10 protein-coding genes and 1 pseudogene are annotated in these 14,220 nt (G+C 60.9%); 5 read left to right on the top strand and 6 right to left on the bottom strand.

The window, feature by feature from the left end; all coding sequences use genetic code 11:
- Window positions 1-237: 237 nt before the first annotated feature.
- The 4 genes from RHIBR816_RS0111695 to RHIBR816_RS0111680 form a co-directional block, all read right to left on the bottom strand.
- Window positions 238-1,308: an ABC transporter ATP-binding protein gene (locus tag RHIBR816_RS0111695; RefSeq protein ID WP_018236729.1), complete on the bottom strand. Its 1,071-nt coding sequence runs from the start codon at window positions 1,306-1,308 to the stop codon at window positions 238-240.
- A 25-nt stretch (window positions 1,309-1,333) separates the two neighbouring features.
- Window positions 1,334-2,182: a carbohydrate ABC transporter permease gene (locus RHIBR816_RS0111690; RefSeq protein ID WP_026186890.1), complete on the bottom strand. Its 849-nt coding sequence runs from the start codon at window positions 2,180-2,182 to the stop codon at window positions 1,334-1,336.
- A complete protein-coding gene (locus tag RHIBR816_RS0111685; RefSeq protein ID WP_018236727.1) occupies window positions 2,175-3,113 on the bottom strand; it encodes a carbohydrate ABC transporter permease in 939 nt (312 codons plus the stop codon). Before RHIBR816_RS0111685 ends, RHIBR816_RS0111690 begins: the two co-directional genes overlap by 8 nt.
- A gap of 75 nt (window positions 3,114-3,188) precedes the next feature.
- Window positions 3,189-4,493: an ABC transporter substrate-binding protein gene (locus tag RHIBR816_RS0111680; protein WP_018236726.1), complete on the bottom strand. Its 1,305-nt coding sequence runs from the start codon at window positions 4,491-4,493 to the stop codon at window positions 3,189-3,191.
- A 216-nt stretch (window positions 4,494-4,709) separates the two neighbouring features.
- Here RHIBR816_RS0111680 and RHIBR816_RS0111675 point away from each other — a divergent pair, with 216 nt between their 5' ends.
- The 3 genes from RHIBR816_RS0111675 to RHIBR816_RS0111665 are packed head-to-tail and all read left to right on the top strand — an operon-like array spanning window position 4,710 to window position 7,726.
- Window positions 4,710-5,915 carry an ROK family transcriptional regulator gene (locus RHIBR816_RS0111675; protein WP_018236725.1) on the top strand — a complete coding sequence of 402 codons (1,206 nt, stop codon included), beginning with the start codon at window positions 4,710-4,712 and terminating at the stop codon, window positions 5,913-5,915.
- Between the two features lie 42 nt (window positions 5,916-5,957).
- Window positions 5,958-7,058, top strand: a complete 1,101-nt coding sequence (locus RHIBR816_RS0111670; protein ID WP_018236724.1) for a Gfo/Idh/MocA family protein — start codon at window positions 5,958-5,960, stop codon at window positions 7,056-7,058.
- Between the two features lie 26 nt (window positions 7,059-7,084).
- Window positions 7,085-7,726, top strand: coding sequence for a ThuA domain-containing protein (locus RHIBR816_RS0111665; protein WP_018236723.1), 642 nt, complete (start codon window positions 7,085-7,087; stop codon window positions 7,724-7,726).
- A gap of 1,649 nt (window positions 7,727-9,375) precedes the next feature.
- Here RHIBR816_RS0111665 and RHIBR816_RS0111645 read toward each other — a convergent pair.
- A complete protein-coding gene (locus RHIBR816_RS0111645; RefSeq protein WP_026186889.1) occupies window positions 9,376-10,896 on the bottom strand; it encodes an EF-hand domain-containing protein in 1,521 nt (506 codons plus the stop codon).
- A 190-nt stretch (window positions 10,897-11,086) separates the two neighbouring features.
- Between RHIBR816_RS0111645 and RHIBR816_RS0111640 the strand changes: the two genes are divergently transcribed.
- Window positions 11,087-11,587, top strand: coding sequence for a hypothetical protein (locus RHIBR816_RS0111640; protein WP_018236718.1), 501 nt, complete (start codon window positions 11,087-11,089; stop codon window positions 11,585-11,587).
- Between the two features lie 340 nt (window positions 11,588-11,927).
- On the opposite strand, the pseudogene RHIBR816_RS35830 reads toward RHIBR816_RS0111640, so the two are convergent.
- Window positions 11,928-12,237, bottom strand: a pseudogene (locus RHIBR816_RS35830) (IS481 family transposase); the annotation flags it as partial.
- Between the two features lie 385 nt (window positions 12,238-12,622).
- On the opposite strand from RHIBR816_RS35830, the gene RHIBR816_RS0111620 reads away from it, so the two are divergent.
- Window positions 12,623-13,909, top strand: a complete 1,287-nt coding sequence (locus RHIBR816_RS0111620; protein WP_026186888.1) for a diguanylate cyclase — start codon at window positions 12,623-12,625, stop codon at window positions 13,907-13,909.
- The last annotated feature ends 311 nt before the right edge of the window (window positions 13,910-14,220 follow it).

Below are 14,220 nucleotides of genomic sequence, written 5' to 3'. Positions count from 1 at the left end.
GGCAGGAGAACTCCCGCCTGTAGGTCGAGAATTACTTTTTCGGGGGCGCCAGCTTCAGGGGGGCTCGGTCTCACAAGCGCGAAGATGACCGCAGTACCAGCGCGTCCGCAGTCGCTTTGCAGATGGGGTGGTTGCCGTAACGGCATCGCAATGTGCCAAGCGACACACAGCCGATCCTGCAATCCAGCTCCACCGGTCCGAGGCGACAAGCGCGTCAAGAGCGAACGTACAAGTCGCTTACAATGCGGCTCCAGTGGTACGGTCGAAGACGTAGATTTGCCGCCGGTCAATGCCGGCCTGAAAGATCGCCCCGTGGTACGCGGGATGATCTTGGTTGAGCACTGCCATCATCTGTTCGCCAGCAAACTCAAAGAGCACGTGGGTCAGCGCCCCGGTTGGTTCGACGAGCAGTGTTCGACCAGAAATCGTGTTGGTCGCGCCGTCGGCGATGAAATGCTCCGGTCGAAGCCCAATCTTCACCGCCTGTCCGCGCCGCACCCTTCGCTCCGGCGCAATGCGGATCGCCGATCCGTCGCTGAGCCGCACCGCCGGCTCGCCGCCTTCGGCATCGACCGTCCCGTCGAGCACGTTCATGGCCGGCGAGCCGATGAAACCCGCGACGAAGAGGTTGGCGGGCGTGCGATAGAGTTCCAGCGGCGTGCCCACCTGCTCGATGCGGCCGCCGTTCAAGACGACGATGCGATCGGCGAGCGTCATCGCCTCGATCTGGTCGTGGGTCACGTAGACGGATGTCGTGGCGACCTTCTGGTGCAGCGCCTTGATCTCGGTGCGCATCTGGACCCTAAGCTTGGCATCCAGATTGGATAGGGGTTCGTCAAACAGGAACACGGCCGGATCGCGGACGATCGCCCGGCCCATGGCGACACGCTGGCGCTGGCCGCCGGAAAGCTGGCTCGGCTTGCGGTCCAAAAGCTCCGTCAGCGCGAGCATGCGCGCCGCCTCGTCCACCCGTTTTTCGATCTCAGGCTTGGAAAGGCCCGAGAGCTTGAGGTTGAAGCCCATATTCTCGGCGACCGTCATGTGTGGATAGAGTGCGTAGGACTGAAAAACCATGGCAATGTTGCGCTCGCGCGGCGTCAACGCGTTGACGACCTTGCCGCCGATCAGAACCTCGCCGTCGGTGATCTCCTCCAATCCGGCGATCATGCGCAACAAAGTGGACTTGCCGCAGCCAGAGGGACCAACGAGCGCGATGAACTCACCCTCCCCGACCGACAGCGAAACGCCGTGGATGACATCGAGCACGCCGTAGCTCTTGCGGATGTCCCTGAGTTCGACCGATGCCATGATGCTTGCTCCTTGAAAAGCGGGCTCAGGATTTCACTGCGCCGGCCGTAAGGCCCGCGATGATGTGCTTCTGGGCGAGGAAGAAGACGATGACCGTCGGCAGGATCGTCAGCGTGATGAAGGCCAGCACGAGCTGCCAGTCGGTGCCGAATTCGCCGCGATAGACCATGATGCCGAGCGGCCATGGATATTTCGTCTCCGTGTTCAGCATGATCAGCGGCAGGATGTAGCTGTTCCAGCTATGTACGAAGGTGATGATGCTGACCGTCGAGACGATCGGGCGCGAAAGCGGCAGGGAGATGTGCCAGAAGAAGCGGATGTAGCCGCAACCATCGACGAACGCAGCCTGGAAGAGTTCCTCCGGCAGGTTCCGGAAGTAGTTGCGGAAGAGCAGGATGCTCATCCCGAGACCGAAGGCGACCTGGGGCAGGATAACGCCCCAGTAGGTGTCGAGCAAACCGAGATCGCGGATGCGGATGAAGAGCGGCAGGATGGCGGTTGCCGCCGGGAACATGAGGCCGATCAGGAAGTAGTTCAGCAACTGGTTCGCGCCGAAGAATTTCACATGGGCGAAGGTGAAAGCGGCCATGGCCGAGACGATGACCGTCAGCACCACCGTCACGGTCGCAATGAACAGCGAGTTCAGCATCTGCCGCCAGTAACGGTCGCCGAAAAGAATATCGAGATAGTTCGACCACAGCCATTCGGACGGCAGGCCGAAAGGGTTGACGCGCAGGTCGCCGAGCGACTTGAAGCCGCCGAGCGCGGTCGTCACCAGGGGCATCAGCACGAGCATCGCCACCAGCGACAGCGACACGTAGAGATAGACGCGAGTGCCCGTGGTCATGCGAACGGAGGAGGTCGTGTCAGTCATGGCGCATGAAGATCCGTTTGTAGCCGAAGGCGAGCGTGACGCAGATGACGAAGAGGACAACGCCCACCGCGCTTCCGAGCCCCACCTGCATGCGGGTGACGCCGTAGGTGTAGAGGAAGGTCACCATGGTCTGCGTCGAGTTCGACGGCCCGCCGCCGGTGAGCGGCATGACGAGGTCAAAGAGCTGCAGCGAGCCGATGACGGCGAAGAAGATCGAAAGCCTTACGGTCGAGCCGAGAAGCGGCAGCGTTACGTAGCGGAATTTCTGCCAGCCCGTCGCTCCATCGATCTCGGCGGCCTCCAGCACGCTCCTGTCTACCGCCTGCAGGCCGGCGATGAACAGCATCATGTGGAAGCCGAAATATTTCCAGATGATGACCGCGAGCACCGCATATATGGCGAGGCCACGGTCGGCGAGCACATAGGGTGTAGTGACGCCGAAGAAACCGGCGGCCGCTGCCACCAGCCCGTAATCGCCGTCATAGACGAAGCGCCAGATGAGGCCGGCCGCGACGTCCGCCAGCACATAAGGCAGGAAGAAGGTCAGCCGGAAGGCAACGACGCCGGCAATCCTGTGCGCGAGCATCGTCGCAAGCCAGAGGGCGAGCGGAATCTGCAGCAGCACCGAAACGAGGATGATGATGCCGTTGTTGATCAGCGCCTTAGAGAAAGCCGCGTTGGTGAAGAGCACCTCGAAATTGCGCAAGCCCACGAATTGCTGCGGCAGCCCATAGCCGTTCCAGCGATAGAGGCTGTACCAGGCCGCCTCTCCCATCGGCAGGATGACGAAGACCGTGAAGAGCAGCAATGCGGGCGGCAGGAAAAGGATGAGCACCGGCAGCCGCCCGCGGACGGTCGGGCTCTTGTATCGCGCTTTCTTGCGGGTCGCCGTGGCCGGCACCGCGGTAATCGTCGCAGTCATGTCGGTCATCTCGTCCTCGCGCGGGTTCGTTGCAGATGGTCGACGGCTGGGCGACAGTATCTCCTGTCGCCCAGCGTCGCGGCACTACTCGAGTTCGCGTGCGTCCTGGATCATCCGGGCGCCTTCTTCGGAAGACATCTGGCCGGAGACGATCTCGACGGAAGCGTCGTTCACGACTCGGCCGACGGAGGGACCGAGATCCTGATCGAAATAGTTCTGGTGCCAAGTGGAAGTCGCGAGTTGCTCGGCGGCGGCGCGCAGCAGCGGATTGGCGACGCCATCCTCGGCGCCGACCGCCACCGGCACGATCATGCCGGTGCTTGCCATCAGCCGCTCGTTGTCCGCGTTGGTCAGATAGCGCAGGAAGTCGAGCGCTTCGGGCGGAGCGTTCTTGGTCACCGCCCAGCCGTTGAGACCGCCGAGCGTATCCGTGACGGCGCCCGCCCCTCCCTCGACCACCGGGAAGGGGAAGCGGCCGATGTTCTCGGGCGCGAGACCCTTGCCGTCGCCGGAATTGGCGCGCTGGGTGGCCTCGGTATGCTCGAAGCTCAGGATCATCGCCGCCTTGCCGTCGCCGAACAGGCCGAGCGTCTGCGGCCAGGTCGCGCCGAGGTAGCCTCCCTGGAACGGCTCGAGCTTGCCGAGCTCGGCGAGTTGTTCGCCGGCCTTGATGACCGCGGGGTGCAGGAAGCCCTCGGCCTCGTTGTTCTTGGCGTCCTCGAACACCTCCTGGCCGCCATTGCGCATCACCAGATAGCTCCAGTAGAAATGCAGCGGCCACTTGTCGCCGCCGCCACCGGCGATCGGCGTGATCCCGGCGTCCTTCAGCGTCTTCACCGCCTCCAGGAAATCGTCCCAGGTCTTGATGTCCTCGGCCTTGACACCGGCCTTCCCGAAAAGCTCCTTGTTGTAGAAGAAGCTGATCGTTCCCATTTTGAAGGGAACCGCATAAATTCGGCCGTCAAAGGTGAGCCCCGTGACCGCGGCGGGATTGTAACTCTTCTCCCAGGCCGCGCCGTCGGCGCGCATCGCCTCCGTCAGGTCCATGAGCGCGCCGGTCTCGCCCTGCTGCTTCAGCACGCCACCGCCCCAGCTATAGAAGAAATGCGGGGCGTCATCCGATTGCAGGAGCGTCGGCAGTTTGGCCTTGAAGGCCTCGTTTTCCAAGAACTGGAGCTGGATATCGACACCGGGATGCTCGGATTCGTACCTGGCGGCGATGTCCTCCCACTGTTTCAGATGAGCTGGCACTGTCTCCAGATGGAGCCATTTGACCACCGTCTCAGCGGATGCCGGACTGGTGCCGACGAGAAGCGTCATACCGGCTGCGGCGGCAAGCGCGGACAAATTGGCGGCGCGCACGGGCGCCAACCCGCGTTCAAACATCATCGTGATATCTCCTCCCAGGGGAAACGTCCTCACCAATTTTTCCCCAATGCGGATTAATTCAGATGAGATACGGCTGAATGTCAACAGGCATTGCAAATTTTTCCGGCATTCCGCTTGACAGAGAGCGCCAATTGCCCGTTATTTAATTCGTATTCCGGCAAAATAATCACCGGAACCCGCCAGACAGCCAATGAGCACGCGAGCATCCTCCAGATCATGAAGACCGCCGATCCCGAATTGATGCGCGCGATAAACCGCTTCAACGTGCTGGATACGATCCGCCGGCATGGCCCCATCTCGCGGGTGGAGATCAGCGAGCGCTCCGAGTTGTCGACCACGACCGTTTCGGCGATCACGGCATCACTGCTCGACGACGGCCTCATTCTGACGCGGCACGAGGGCGATATCCGCAACGCCGCCGCAAGGGGGCGGCCGCGCGTGATGCTGGAACTCAATCCGGATGCCGCCCGCGTCGTCGGCGCCAAGATCGCGGCCAATCGCATGGTCTTCGTCGTCACCAACTTCCGCGGCGAGGTCCTCTCCCATCTCACCCTGCCCATCCGGGTCGACCGCCAGCCCATCGCCGTCATCGCCGATCTGATCGAGGACGGCGTGCGCCGTTGCGTGGTCGACGCCGACCTTTCGCTCGACGACATCGATTCGATCTGCATTGGCCTTCCCGGGGTGATCGAACACCGCACCGGCCATGTCCGCTCAAGTCCGCTCTTCCGGGAAACGGAAGTCGACTTCGCGAGCGAAATGACGAGCCGGCTCAACGTCGCCACGATCGTCGAGAGCGACGCGCACGCCATCACGCTTGCCCATCACTGGTTTGGCCGGGCCCGCGATCTAAACGACATGGTGCTCGTTTCGCTGGAGCAGACGCTGGGGCTCGGCGTGCTGCACGGCGGCCAGCTTTTCCGTGGCGCCGGAGGCTTGAGCCACAATCTCGGCGACCTGGTGCTCGGGGTCGGCCAGAGCCAGACCGTTCGGCTCTCGACGCTTGCCGGCGAGAGCGCGATCCTCGGCGAACATCCGATGGACGGCCGCTTCGCCGAGGCGGTGCGCCTCGGACGCGGCATGGCGCACGCGCAGACGCTGATCGCGGCCGAGGACAATGCGCTGATCGCGGCGGCCTCGCGGGCGGGAGAGGCGATCGGGCTTGCCGTTGCCAACATCGTCACGCTGTTCGGACCGCCTCGCGTCGTCATCGTCGGCGCGAGCCTGTCGCTCGGCGCCGTTTTCGTGGACAGCATCCGCCAGGCCTATCAGAACGCGATCCCGCCCTCGATCCGCTCCGTCGCGGAGCTCGTCTTCGACGAGTCGGCCGACGAGACGTGGGCGCAAGGAGCAGCCGTCGTGGCGCTTTGCGAACTCTACGAGTCCCCCTGGGGGACGACCGGACCGGCGCCGGCGCTATAGCGGGCGCCGGTCTTTTGTGATTTCCATTTCCGGAGGAGACTGATGGAAAAACTCGGAATCGGCATCATCGGCTGCGGCAACATCTCGTCAGCCTATCTGAAGGCAATGGCGTCCTTTCCGATCCTCGACATCCGCGGCATCGCCGATCTGAACCGCAGCCTTGCCGAACAGCGTGCAGCGGAATTCAATGTCGAGGCCCGCGACATCGCCGATCTCCTCGCCGATCCCGCGATCGAACTCATCGTCAATTTGACGGTGCCGAAGGCGCATGTCACTGTCGCCATACAGGCGCTCGAGGCCGGCAAGCACACCTATTCGGAAAAACCGCTCGGCATCAATTTCGCCGAGGGTCTAAAACTCGCAGCGCTGGCGCGGGCGAAAGGCCTGCGCATCGGCGCCGCCCCCGACACCTTCCTCGGCGGCTCGCATCAGACGGCGCGCGCGATCGTCGATTCCGGCGTGCTCGGCATCCCCGTTGGCGGCACCGCCACCTTCATGTGCCCGGGCCACGAGCGCTGGCATCCCAATCCCGACTTCTATTACGAGATCGGCGGCGGACCGATGCTCGACATGGGTCCCTACTACATCACCGATCTCGTCAACCTCTTCGGTCCGGTCGCAAGGGTCGCCGGCTTTGCGGTGGCGGCGCGCAAGGAACGGACGATCACCAGCGAAGCGCGCAACGGCGAGCGCATTCCCGTTCATGTGCCGACCCATGTCGCCGGCGTGATGGCCTTCGAGGATGGGGCAATCGTGCAGATCGCCATGAGCTTCGACGTGGCGGGCCACAAGCATGTGCCGCTCGAGCTCTACGGAACGGAGGGCACGCTGATCGTGCCGGATCCGAATCATTTCGGCGGCCAGATCGAGCTTCTGAGAAAGGGCGGCGCCTTCGAGCCTGCGGCCACGACCGAGCCCTATGCGGACGGCAACTACCGCTCGCTCGGCGTCGCCGATATGGCGCACGCCATTCGCTCCGGGCGGCCGCACCGGGCGAGCGGAGACCTGGCACTGCACGTGCTGGAGGTCATGGAAGCCTTTGACAAGGCAGCGGAAACCGGCGCCCCCATCAGCATCACCACGAAGACCGAACGGCCGGCCCCCCTGTCGGAATCGCTCGTCGACGGCCGCATCGGCCGCTAGTCCAAGTTTTTGAGGAGGAGTTCGACATGCGCGAGGCACTGATCGTCTGGGGCGGCTGGAGCGGGCACGAGCCGCAGGAATGCGCCCATATCATCCGCGACATGCTGCAGGAGGACGGCTTCAAGGTCTATCTGGAGCACACCACCGAAGCCTTCGCCGATCCCTCGATCCACGACCTTTCGCTGATCGTGCCGATCATGACCATGTCGAAGATCGAGAAGGAGGAGGTTAAGAACCTGGCCGCCGCCGTCGAGGGCGGCGTCGGCATCGCCGGCTACCACGGCGGCGCAGGCGACGCGTTCCGTGAATGTGTCGAATACCAGTTCATCATCGGCGGCCAATGGGTGGCCCATCCCGGCAATATTATCGACTATCGGGTGAACATCACGCGCCCGGACGACCCGTTGATGGAGGGCATCTACGATTTCCCCTACACCTCCGAGCAATATTACATGCACGTCGACCCCTCGAACGAAGTGCTGGCGACGACGACCTTTTCCGGCGAGCATGCCTGGTGGATCGAGGGTGTGGTGATGCCGGTCGTATGGAAGAGGAAATACGGCAAAGGCCGGGTCTTCTACTCCTCGCTCGGCCATGTCGCGAAGGAGTTCGAAGTTCCGGAAATGCGGACGATCTTCCGCCGCGGCGCCAACTGGGCGGCGCGCTGAAAGACGCTAGACCGATGCCGCCGCTCTCGGCAGGTGGGAAAGTCACGTCGGGGCGGCCACAGCGTCCATCGTCTTCTTAAAGGCGGCGGCCATTCCGCACCGATCTGATCTTGCAACCGGACCAGCCGGTCAGATCGGGGCTGGTCGTCGTGCCGTGTACCAGAACATTCCAACCTTGCTGCCACATTTGAGCACAGATCGGGAACATCCTCGCAACAAGCCGCGCACGGAGTTCATGAAGAACGGCTCCGTTCGGCCCGTTCTCTGTTATCGGTCATCAACTTTCGGGGGGTCCGGTTCTAGCGTGAGTTCACAATGGGCGCGACGGCCACCGAATTATTCAGGGAGGCAGCTTCGATGGCACGGTTCTGGGGCACGTCGTTGTCCATCCACATGCTGATTTGGCTGGCATTGACCGCCGTGGCTTACACCACTGCGGGCCCGTACACGTTCGCAAGTTGCTGGCCCATCATCCCCATCTACTACCCCCCCTTCCAGTTCGCAATTATCGCAGTCGCTAGCTGCAGTTCGATAGTTCTACTGATCGCGGCCTATCGGCCGTCAATACGCGCGGGTTCTTGCTTTCTATTGGCGTGCCCGGAATGATCGTCTCGATCGGACTGCTCACTATCAGGGCAGCCACCTATGCGGCGGTTGGTCAGGTAAGCTGCCTCTAGCAACAACGATCTGACCGTCGAACCGCCTTTTCGTCATGGTGTGAGCTGTGACCACACAGCAGGCGGTGCGCAACGACCGCTCATGGCGCTTGTTTCGCATTCCTCGCAAGGCTGCGCACGGAACAAGAACGATGCCGTCTCCTGTCATGAACCTTTCCGAAGCTGCGAAGACATCGGCGCCGCTCTAGCGATCGGTACCGGCAAAATCCACCACCTGGGAGACAACTTCTGCATCTTTCCCGCCGAAGCCATGGTGGCCCAAGGAAGCGCATCCCCCCGTTCCTTCTGTGCCTCCGTCGATCCAAACAACCTTGCGAACTCGATCTCCAGCCCAAGCTCGGAAGTGGAGCCACAGCCGCCGGATTTGTAACACGGCAGCTGTCTCTACAATGATGGATCAACAAAGTTGGAGGCAAAAGAGAAGGATCATGAAGAATATCTGCAACGCCATCCAAGGGCCTTGAGAGAGCATTCAGCTCGCCAGACGCGAGAACCACCTTGTCAGGGCCTCGCGCCCTGCGCCAACGCTTTTGCCGTCCGTCGTATGGAACCCGTTCGCCGCGAAAGCATCCCTGTTCCTGATAATGGCACTGAGAGCTTGATCGGTGAAGGTGCCGTCCGGGCCCACATTCAGACGCTGGCTTCCTCCCGCCAGAAGAAGAAGGCTCCCTTTGGGGTCGCAACGCGCACCAAAATGTTGGCAACGCCATCAACGTAAACAGTTTCGCCATTGGAAACCGTGTGCCGGGCTTCCCCCTCGGCACGCGGTCGACCTGTGAAGGATGTTATGCAGATCACCACTGCCAGATAGCACGCACACGATTTGAAAAGTATCGTGGACCAGATCCCCTAGGCTATCGGATAGCCTTCGTTCGGCTGGAAAGGAGGTCGGCATAGGCCACCGGCTCCAAAAAACGGCCTTCCGAGAAATCCCGGAGCACGCGTCAGCGATTTGTAGGGAGATTGATTGAGCTATTCGGTGGGCTTGGTTCGCAGCGACCACGTCGAAAGCCAATCGCCTCGATCCTCCGAATAAACTTTTGAATGTCCCGGGGCGCCCTCCGGCTCGGGTAAGCCGCGCGAAAGAATGAAACGCACCGCGTGCGCGCCGGCGAGGCCTGGTGGGAATTGCGCGATTGGCTTTACGATCCGGTAGTCGCCATCTTCGCGAACAAGTGACCCTTCGGAAATCAACTGCAGCAGTCCCGCTTCTTGCGGCAACACCGCATAGCGCTCCACCCTGCCATTGCTTATCACCTGGTCGGGATCAATCGAAGTCAGCCCGCCGGGGCTGAACCGCAAGAGCGCATCGGCGGTTGCCTTATCCGCGTACTCGACGCCCCTGTCCCTTGCCGACGGCAGCCTGATTTCTACATCCCTCGTCCGCGGTCCGTCCTGCTGACCGAGAGTGTACTGGCTAACGATCTCGCTATGGCGTTCAGGCGCGATGGCCTCGATCATGTTCTCGGCGCGAGCCTTCTCGCCCTTTTCGTCTTCTATGACCAGCGGAAGACAATCCCTTCGGGCTAAAAAGCTCACTCTGGATCGCGGTAATCCCGTCACGCCGGGCTGGCCTTGCACTCCGCTACGGGGCGACACAACCGCAAAATGGCCGATGCGTTCGACTGCTCCCTTGAACTGCCAAATCATGGGTGCGTAGCTGGTCGCCAGGATGATCAACGGGCAGGTTCCCGGTGCTACAACGACCCCGACGGCTTCTGTTACTTTATTCTGCCCCGCAGTGGAGACGTTCGAAAGCGCTCCGCCTTCGTAGCCGCTGATGAAGATGACCTTCGCTGTCTCTGGGATGTTCGGAAAACCGCAGGACTTCGCCTTGCGCTGTTCCATGGCCTTTTGTTGCATTGCTCTTTGCCGGTCCGCCCGTAGCCGTTGCTCATCCGGGTCGATGATGCTGTTGCCGTTGAGATCAAACGAAGCAAATTCCGCGCGGGCCAAAGCCTCCGTTTCGTCGACGGTCAAGCGTCCATCACCGTTCGGGTCCCGCTCCAGCAGTTCCACAGCGCGCCGGACTTGCAATCCGCCAATATCCAGATTCGCGCGTGGGGTGTAAGAGATGACCTCGTCAAGGGTCAGCTTTCCATCGAGGTTGGTATCCATTTCGTCGAAGACGCTCTGAAGAGAATCTGCCGCGACGATATTATGGATCAGCCGCGGCCGCGCGTGTTCGAATTCCTCCCGGGTAACGACGCGATCGCTATCGAGGTCACGCGAAAAAATCGGCGTAAGATACTGAGCTCGTGCCGATGCTTTTGCCATCTTCTCGGCGGCATCGATGTCGCCGCGGTCGAGAACACTGTCGTCTTTTGCGACGGCGCGGAAGGATCTAAACAAGTCGGCGACAAATTGCTCCCGGGTTCCGGCTGACGTTTCCGTGTGGACCGCAAGCTTCGACGGAGAGGCGGCGCTAGGCTGTACAGCCATGAGGCTGATAACCGCCAGCGCCACATGGTAACGCTCTCCCTTGTCGAGCATCGTTCGCTCCGCCGCCTTCTGTATCCATTGTTTAACGTCCAAAATCGGGGACCCTTGACCACCCCGGCGATTCCGTTAACGCAACCTGGAGTACTAGTTGTACGCAGTGTATGAGCGCGAAAGGTTAACAGTCTGGAGGGAATGGCTCTGATTGAATGGCGAACGACACGGGTAGTGATGGCATGAGGTCATGGTGATCATTTCGGAAAAATTGAGTCGCCGACTTTTTGTTGCCGAATTAATTGTCTTCGCGTTGGTTCCGACCTTCGCTCTGGCTGCGTGGACAATTTTCGCCGGCCTTCCCGCAGTGTTCATGCTCCTTTTCGCCACCGCCATGCTTGTGGCAAGCATCCTCTTCGACATATCCGAAACGCCTGGGGATATGCTCCAACTGATGGCTCTTTCCGGCGGGGTCGCCATCCTGGCGGGCATGGGAGCGACTGCGCTCGTGAAATTCCTTTGGCTGTCGGCAACTTTCGTAAGAGGCGGCACGGCCGAGCTAAGCGAAAATAGGCCGGTCTTCTGGCGCAGCCTCGCATGGGCAGTCGTTCCACTGGTCGCCACCAACGCTTTCATCCCTGGAATGACTACGGTCCTGATGGATGAGAGAGCCTTCCGATTTCTGTCGTACGGTTTGACGCTGGGCGTACCTCTTTTCCATCTTTGGGCCGAGTTGCACTATCGCCGCTAAATAGGCTGGCCAGGACGTTTTCCGCCGAACAGGATGGAGACCGTCGTGGAGTCCCTCACTCCGCAGCTACCTATTTGCAAAGTTGCAAAAATCGGCGCGTCAGGGATGGGCCTCGCGATCACCCAGGCCATGCTCGCCTCTCATGGCGGCACGATAAGGCCGGCGGAAGCCGGCGGACGCGGCGCTCATTTCGAGATCACCCTGCCGGCTCTCGGGTGATCGAGCGACATCTCGATACAGCGGCGGCCCTTGGTAAGGCGAATTCCCGTTGATACATCACGATTCGAGCACAGAACGAGAACGCCGCTCTCGGCCACGCGTAGAAGCGGTCCGGGCCACGCTCCATGGCAGTGCGGTCCTGCTCGCGTTTTTTGAACTGGATGCCGTCGTCGGTGAGGATCGTGTGGATTTGGTAAGGAACCGCCTGGTTGAGCTGGCGCAGGAACTCGGCTGCGATCATCTTGGTTGCCCGCTCGTGCAACTCGACACAGGCGAATTTGCTGGTCCGATCGATGGCCACGAAGAGATAGAGCTTGCCCGCGGCGGTCTGCACCGGTGTGTCGCCGGAAGGCGACGATCACCGCCTCTTCCTCGATCGTGAGCACGGTCGAGGACGGATTCTTCGGCCCCGTCGGCAGATCGGCCACCGCTTACGATCATCCTTGATGCCTTGGAAGTTCTCCACACGTCTTGCAATCTCCGGATCATCTGCCGGACCGACATATTTGCGTGCTTTGTTTGACCGGGTCTCCTCGAAATACCAGTAATATCTTCCCTTCACAGGAACCCGGAGGAATTGCCCGACGTGGAGAAATCTGTCTCAAACGACGCATCAAGGCTACGCTGAACGAGTTCCGCGAACATCGTCCGGTACATCAGATCGATCGTCTTCATCAGCAAGGCCGCTACAAGTTTTTCGCAATTTTCTTATAAGTTGCACCGCGGTTTGCTGACGATACGTGATGCAAGGCAAAGCCATTCACAGATCGACTGCGCATTCTTGCCATCCACCCACCCGCCCCTAGATGCAAGAGCATGGACAAGCAGCGAGCATCAGGCGTTTCAAGCGCGAGTGTGGCTTCATCGCGAACAGCCCTTCAACGATTACCCCCTACAGTCGTCGCCGAAGTCGATCGTCTCCTTGCAGGACGCACACGCGACATTCGGCTGAGCGCGGAACTTGCTCGACTCTTCCGCGCGCGATCGTGGCCGCAGACATCGAAGATCATCCGCGCCTGGATGGTCTGGGTGGTCGTGCTCGACATTCTGACCCTGGCAGTCAATGCAGCCTTGCTCCCGTCTGAAGCCGTTATGTCCATGCTCCTACCAGCATCTATCCTGCCACCTGCTGCTCTCGTCACGGCGATCGTATTCCTGAGACCGCGAGGGATGTGGACGGAGGGTATTGCTCTCCACCTGGGCATGTTTCTGATCCTGTTTTCGGTCGCGCTGGTCGGCGTCAACACAGGTGGCGAATACTATGAGCGACACCTGACGATCATGCTTTTCGTCGCCGTGACCGCGATCATCATATTTCCCATTCCACTCGAGTGGTCGATGGCGATCGGCGCCTTTGCGCTCGGTCTCTATCTTGTCTTTCAGATGCAAAACCCCGAAATCGCCGCAGGGAATGCCTTGGCCGGTGCGCTTTTTTTCGCAAGCGGCGTGGTCGCAACCGTTGTCGCACGCCGTACTGCAGGCATCCTGGCGCACAAGACTTTTCTGCTCGAGCTGCGCGACCGGTCTCGCCTGGCCGAACTGACGGACGCCAATTCACGTCTTGAGCTGCTTGCGAGAACAGACCCGCTCACCGGTATCGCAAATCGACGCTGGATGATGGAAACGCTCAATCGTGTATGGAGCGACGGGATCGCACAAGCCCAGGGCGCGGCAATTTTGATGTGCGATATCGACCACTTCAAGCAACTCAACGACAGTCTCGGCCATGCCGAAGGCGATCGGTGCCTGGTAAAGGTCGCCGGCATCATTCAGAGCAGCATGCGCGACGATCGCGACCAGGTCGCGCGTTATGGCGGCGAAGAATTTCTCGTCCTTCTCCGGGACGCCGATGAGGAAGACGGCGTGGCGGTGGCCGAGCGAATTCGACGCCGCGTCGAGGCTGCGTCGTTGCCGAACCCCAGATCAACCGTCGGCGCCTATGTCACGGTCAGCATTGGACTGGCGGTCCTGAAGCACGGCAGCGAGGCGGTATCTTCAGAGGCGTTGCAGCGGCAAGCGGATGAAGCGCTGTATGAGGCAAAGAAAAATGGACGCAACCAGGTGATCCTTCACGTGCCAGTTTCCAAATCGGCCTCAACCTGAGCGCTTGGAAGGCCTCGCGCGCTTTTCACACTGGAATCTTAGCACAGTCCCTCACACCGTTGAGGCGAGGCAGCCCGGCGTTCGCAAACGCCGTCGGTAATCGGCACTTCACGTTTTGAAATGAACCGTCACTTAAAATGACTTCCTATTACGGATCAGCGCGGTCATGTAACGATTGAAGCTTGTCTGAGCCACCGCTCGACGACTAACGGACCTAGGACGAAGCCGCTCGCGCGGCACTGGCGCCCGTGGTGAGGGTGCAGGAATGATCTGAACGGCGTGCATTTGCAGGTGTGCGGTCCTGGCTGACG

The sequence above is a fragment of the Ensifer sp. BR816 genome (assembly GCF_000378985.1).
GTDB lineage: Bacteria > Pseudomonadota > Alphaproteobacteria > Rhizobiales > Rhizobiaceae > Sinorhizobium.
This window is presented reverse-complemented; position numbering and strand designations above follow the sequence as displayed.

Excerpts from the sequence above, each read along its gene's own strand:
- RHIBR816_RS0111695 (WP_018236729.1), bottom strand. The coding sequence starts at position 1,308 with ATGGCATCGGTCGAACTCAGGGACATCCGCAAGAGCTACGGCGTGCTC.
- RHIBR816_RS0111690 (WP_026186890.1), bottom strand. The coding sequence starts at position 2,182 with ATGACTGACACGACCTCCTCCGTTCGCATGACCACGGGCACTCGCGTC.
- RHIBR816_RS0111685 (WP_018236727.1), bottom strand. The coding sequence starts at position 3,113 with ATGACCGACATGACTGCGACGATTACCGCGGTGCCGGCCACGGCGACC.
- RHIBR816_RS0111680 (WP_018236726.1), bottom strand. The coding sequence starts at position 4,493 with ATGATGTTTGAACGCGGGTTGGCGCCCGTGCGCGCCGCCAATTTGTCC.
- RHIBR816_RS0111675 (WP_018236725.1), top strand. The coding sequence starts at position 4,710 with ATGAAGACCGCCGATCCCGAATTGATGCGCGCGATAAACCGCTTCAAC.
- RHIBR816_RS0111670 (WP_018236724.1), top strand. The coding sequence starts at position 5,958 with ATGGAAAAACTCGGAATCGGCATCATCGGCTGCGGCAACATCTCGTCA.
- RHIBR816_RS0111665 (WP_018236723.1), top strand. The coding sequence starts at position 7,085 with ATGCGCGAGGCACTGATCGTCTGGGGCGGCTGGAGCGGGCACGAGCCG.
- RHIBR816_RS0111645 (WP_026186889.1), bottom strand. The coding sequence starts at position 10,896 with ATGCTCGACAAGGGAGAGCGTTACCATGTGGCGCTGGCGGTTATCAGC.
- RHIBR816_RS0111640 (WP_018236718.1), top strand. The coding sequence starts at position 11,087 with ATGGTGATCATTTCGGAAAAATTGAGTCGCCGACTTTTTGTTGCCGAA.
- RHIBR816_RS0111620 (WP_026186888.1), top strand. The coding sequence starts at position 12,623 with ATGGACAAGCAGCGAGCATCAGGCGTTTCAAGCGCGAGTGTGGCTTCA.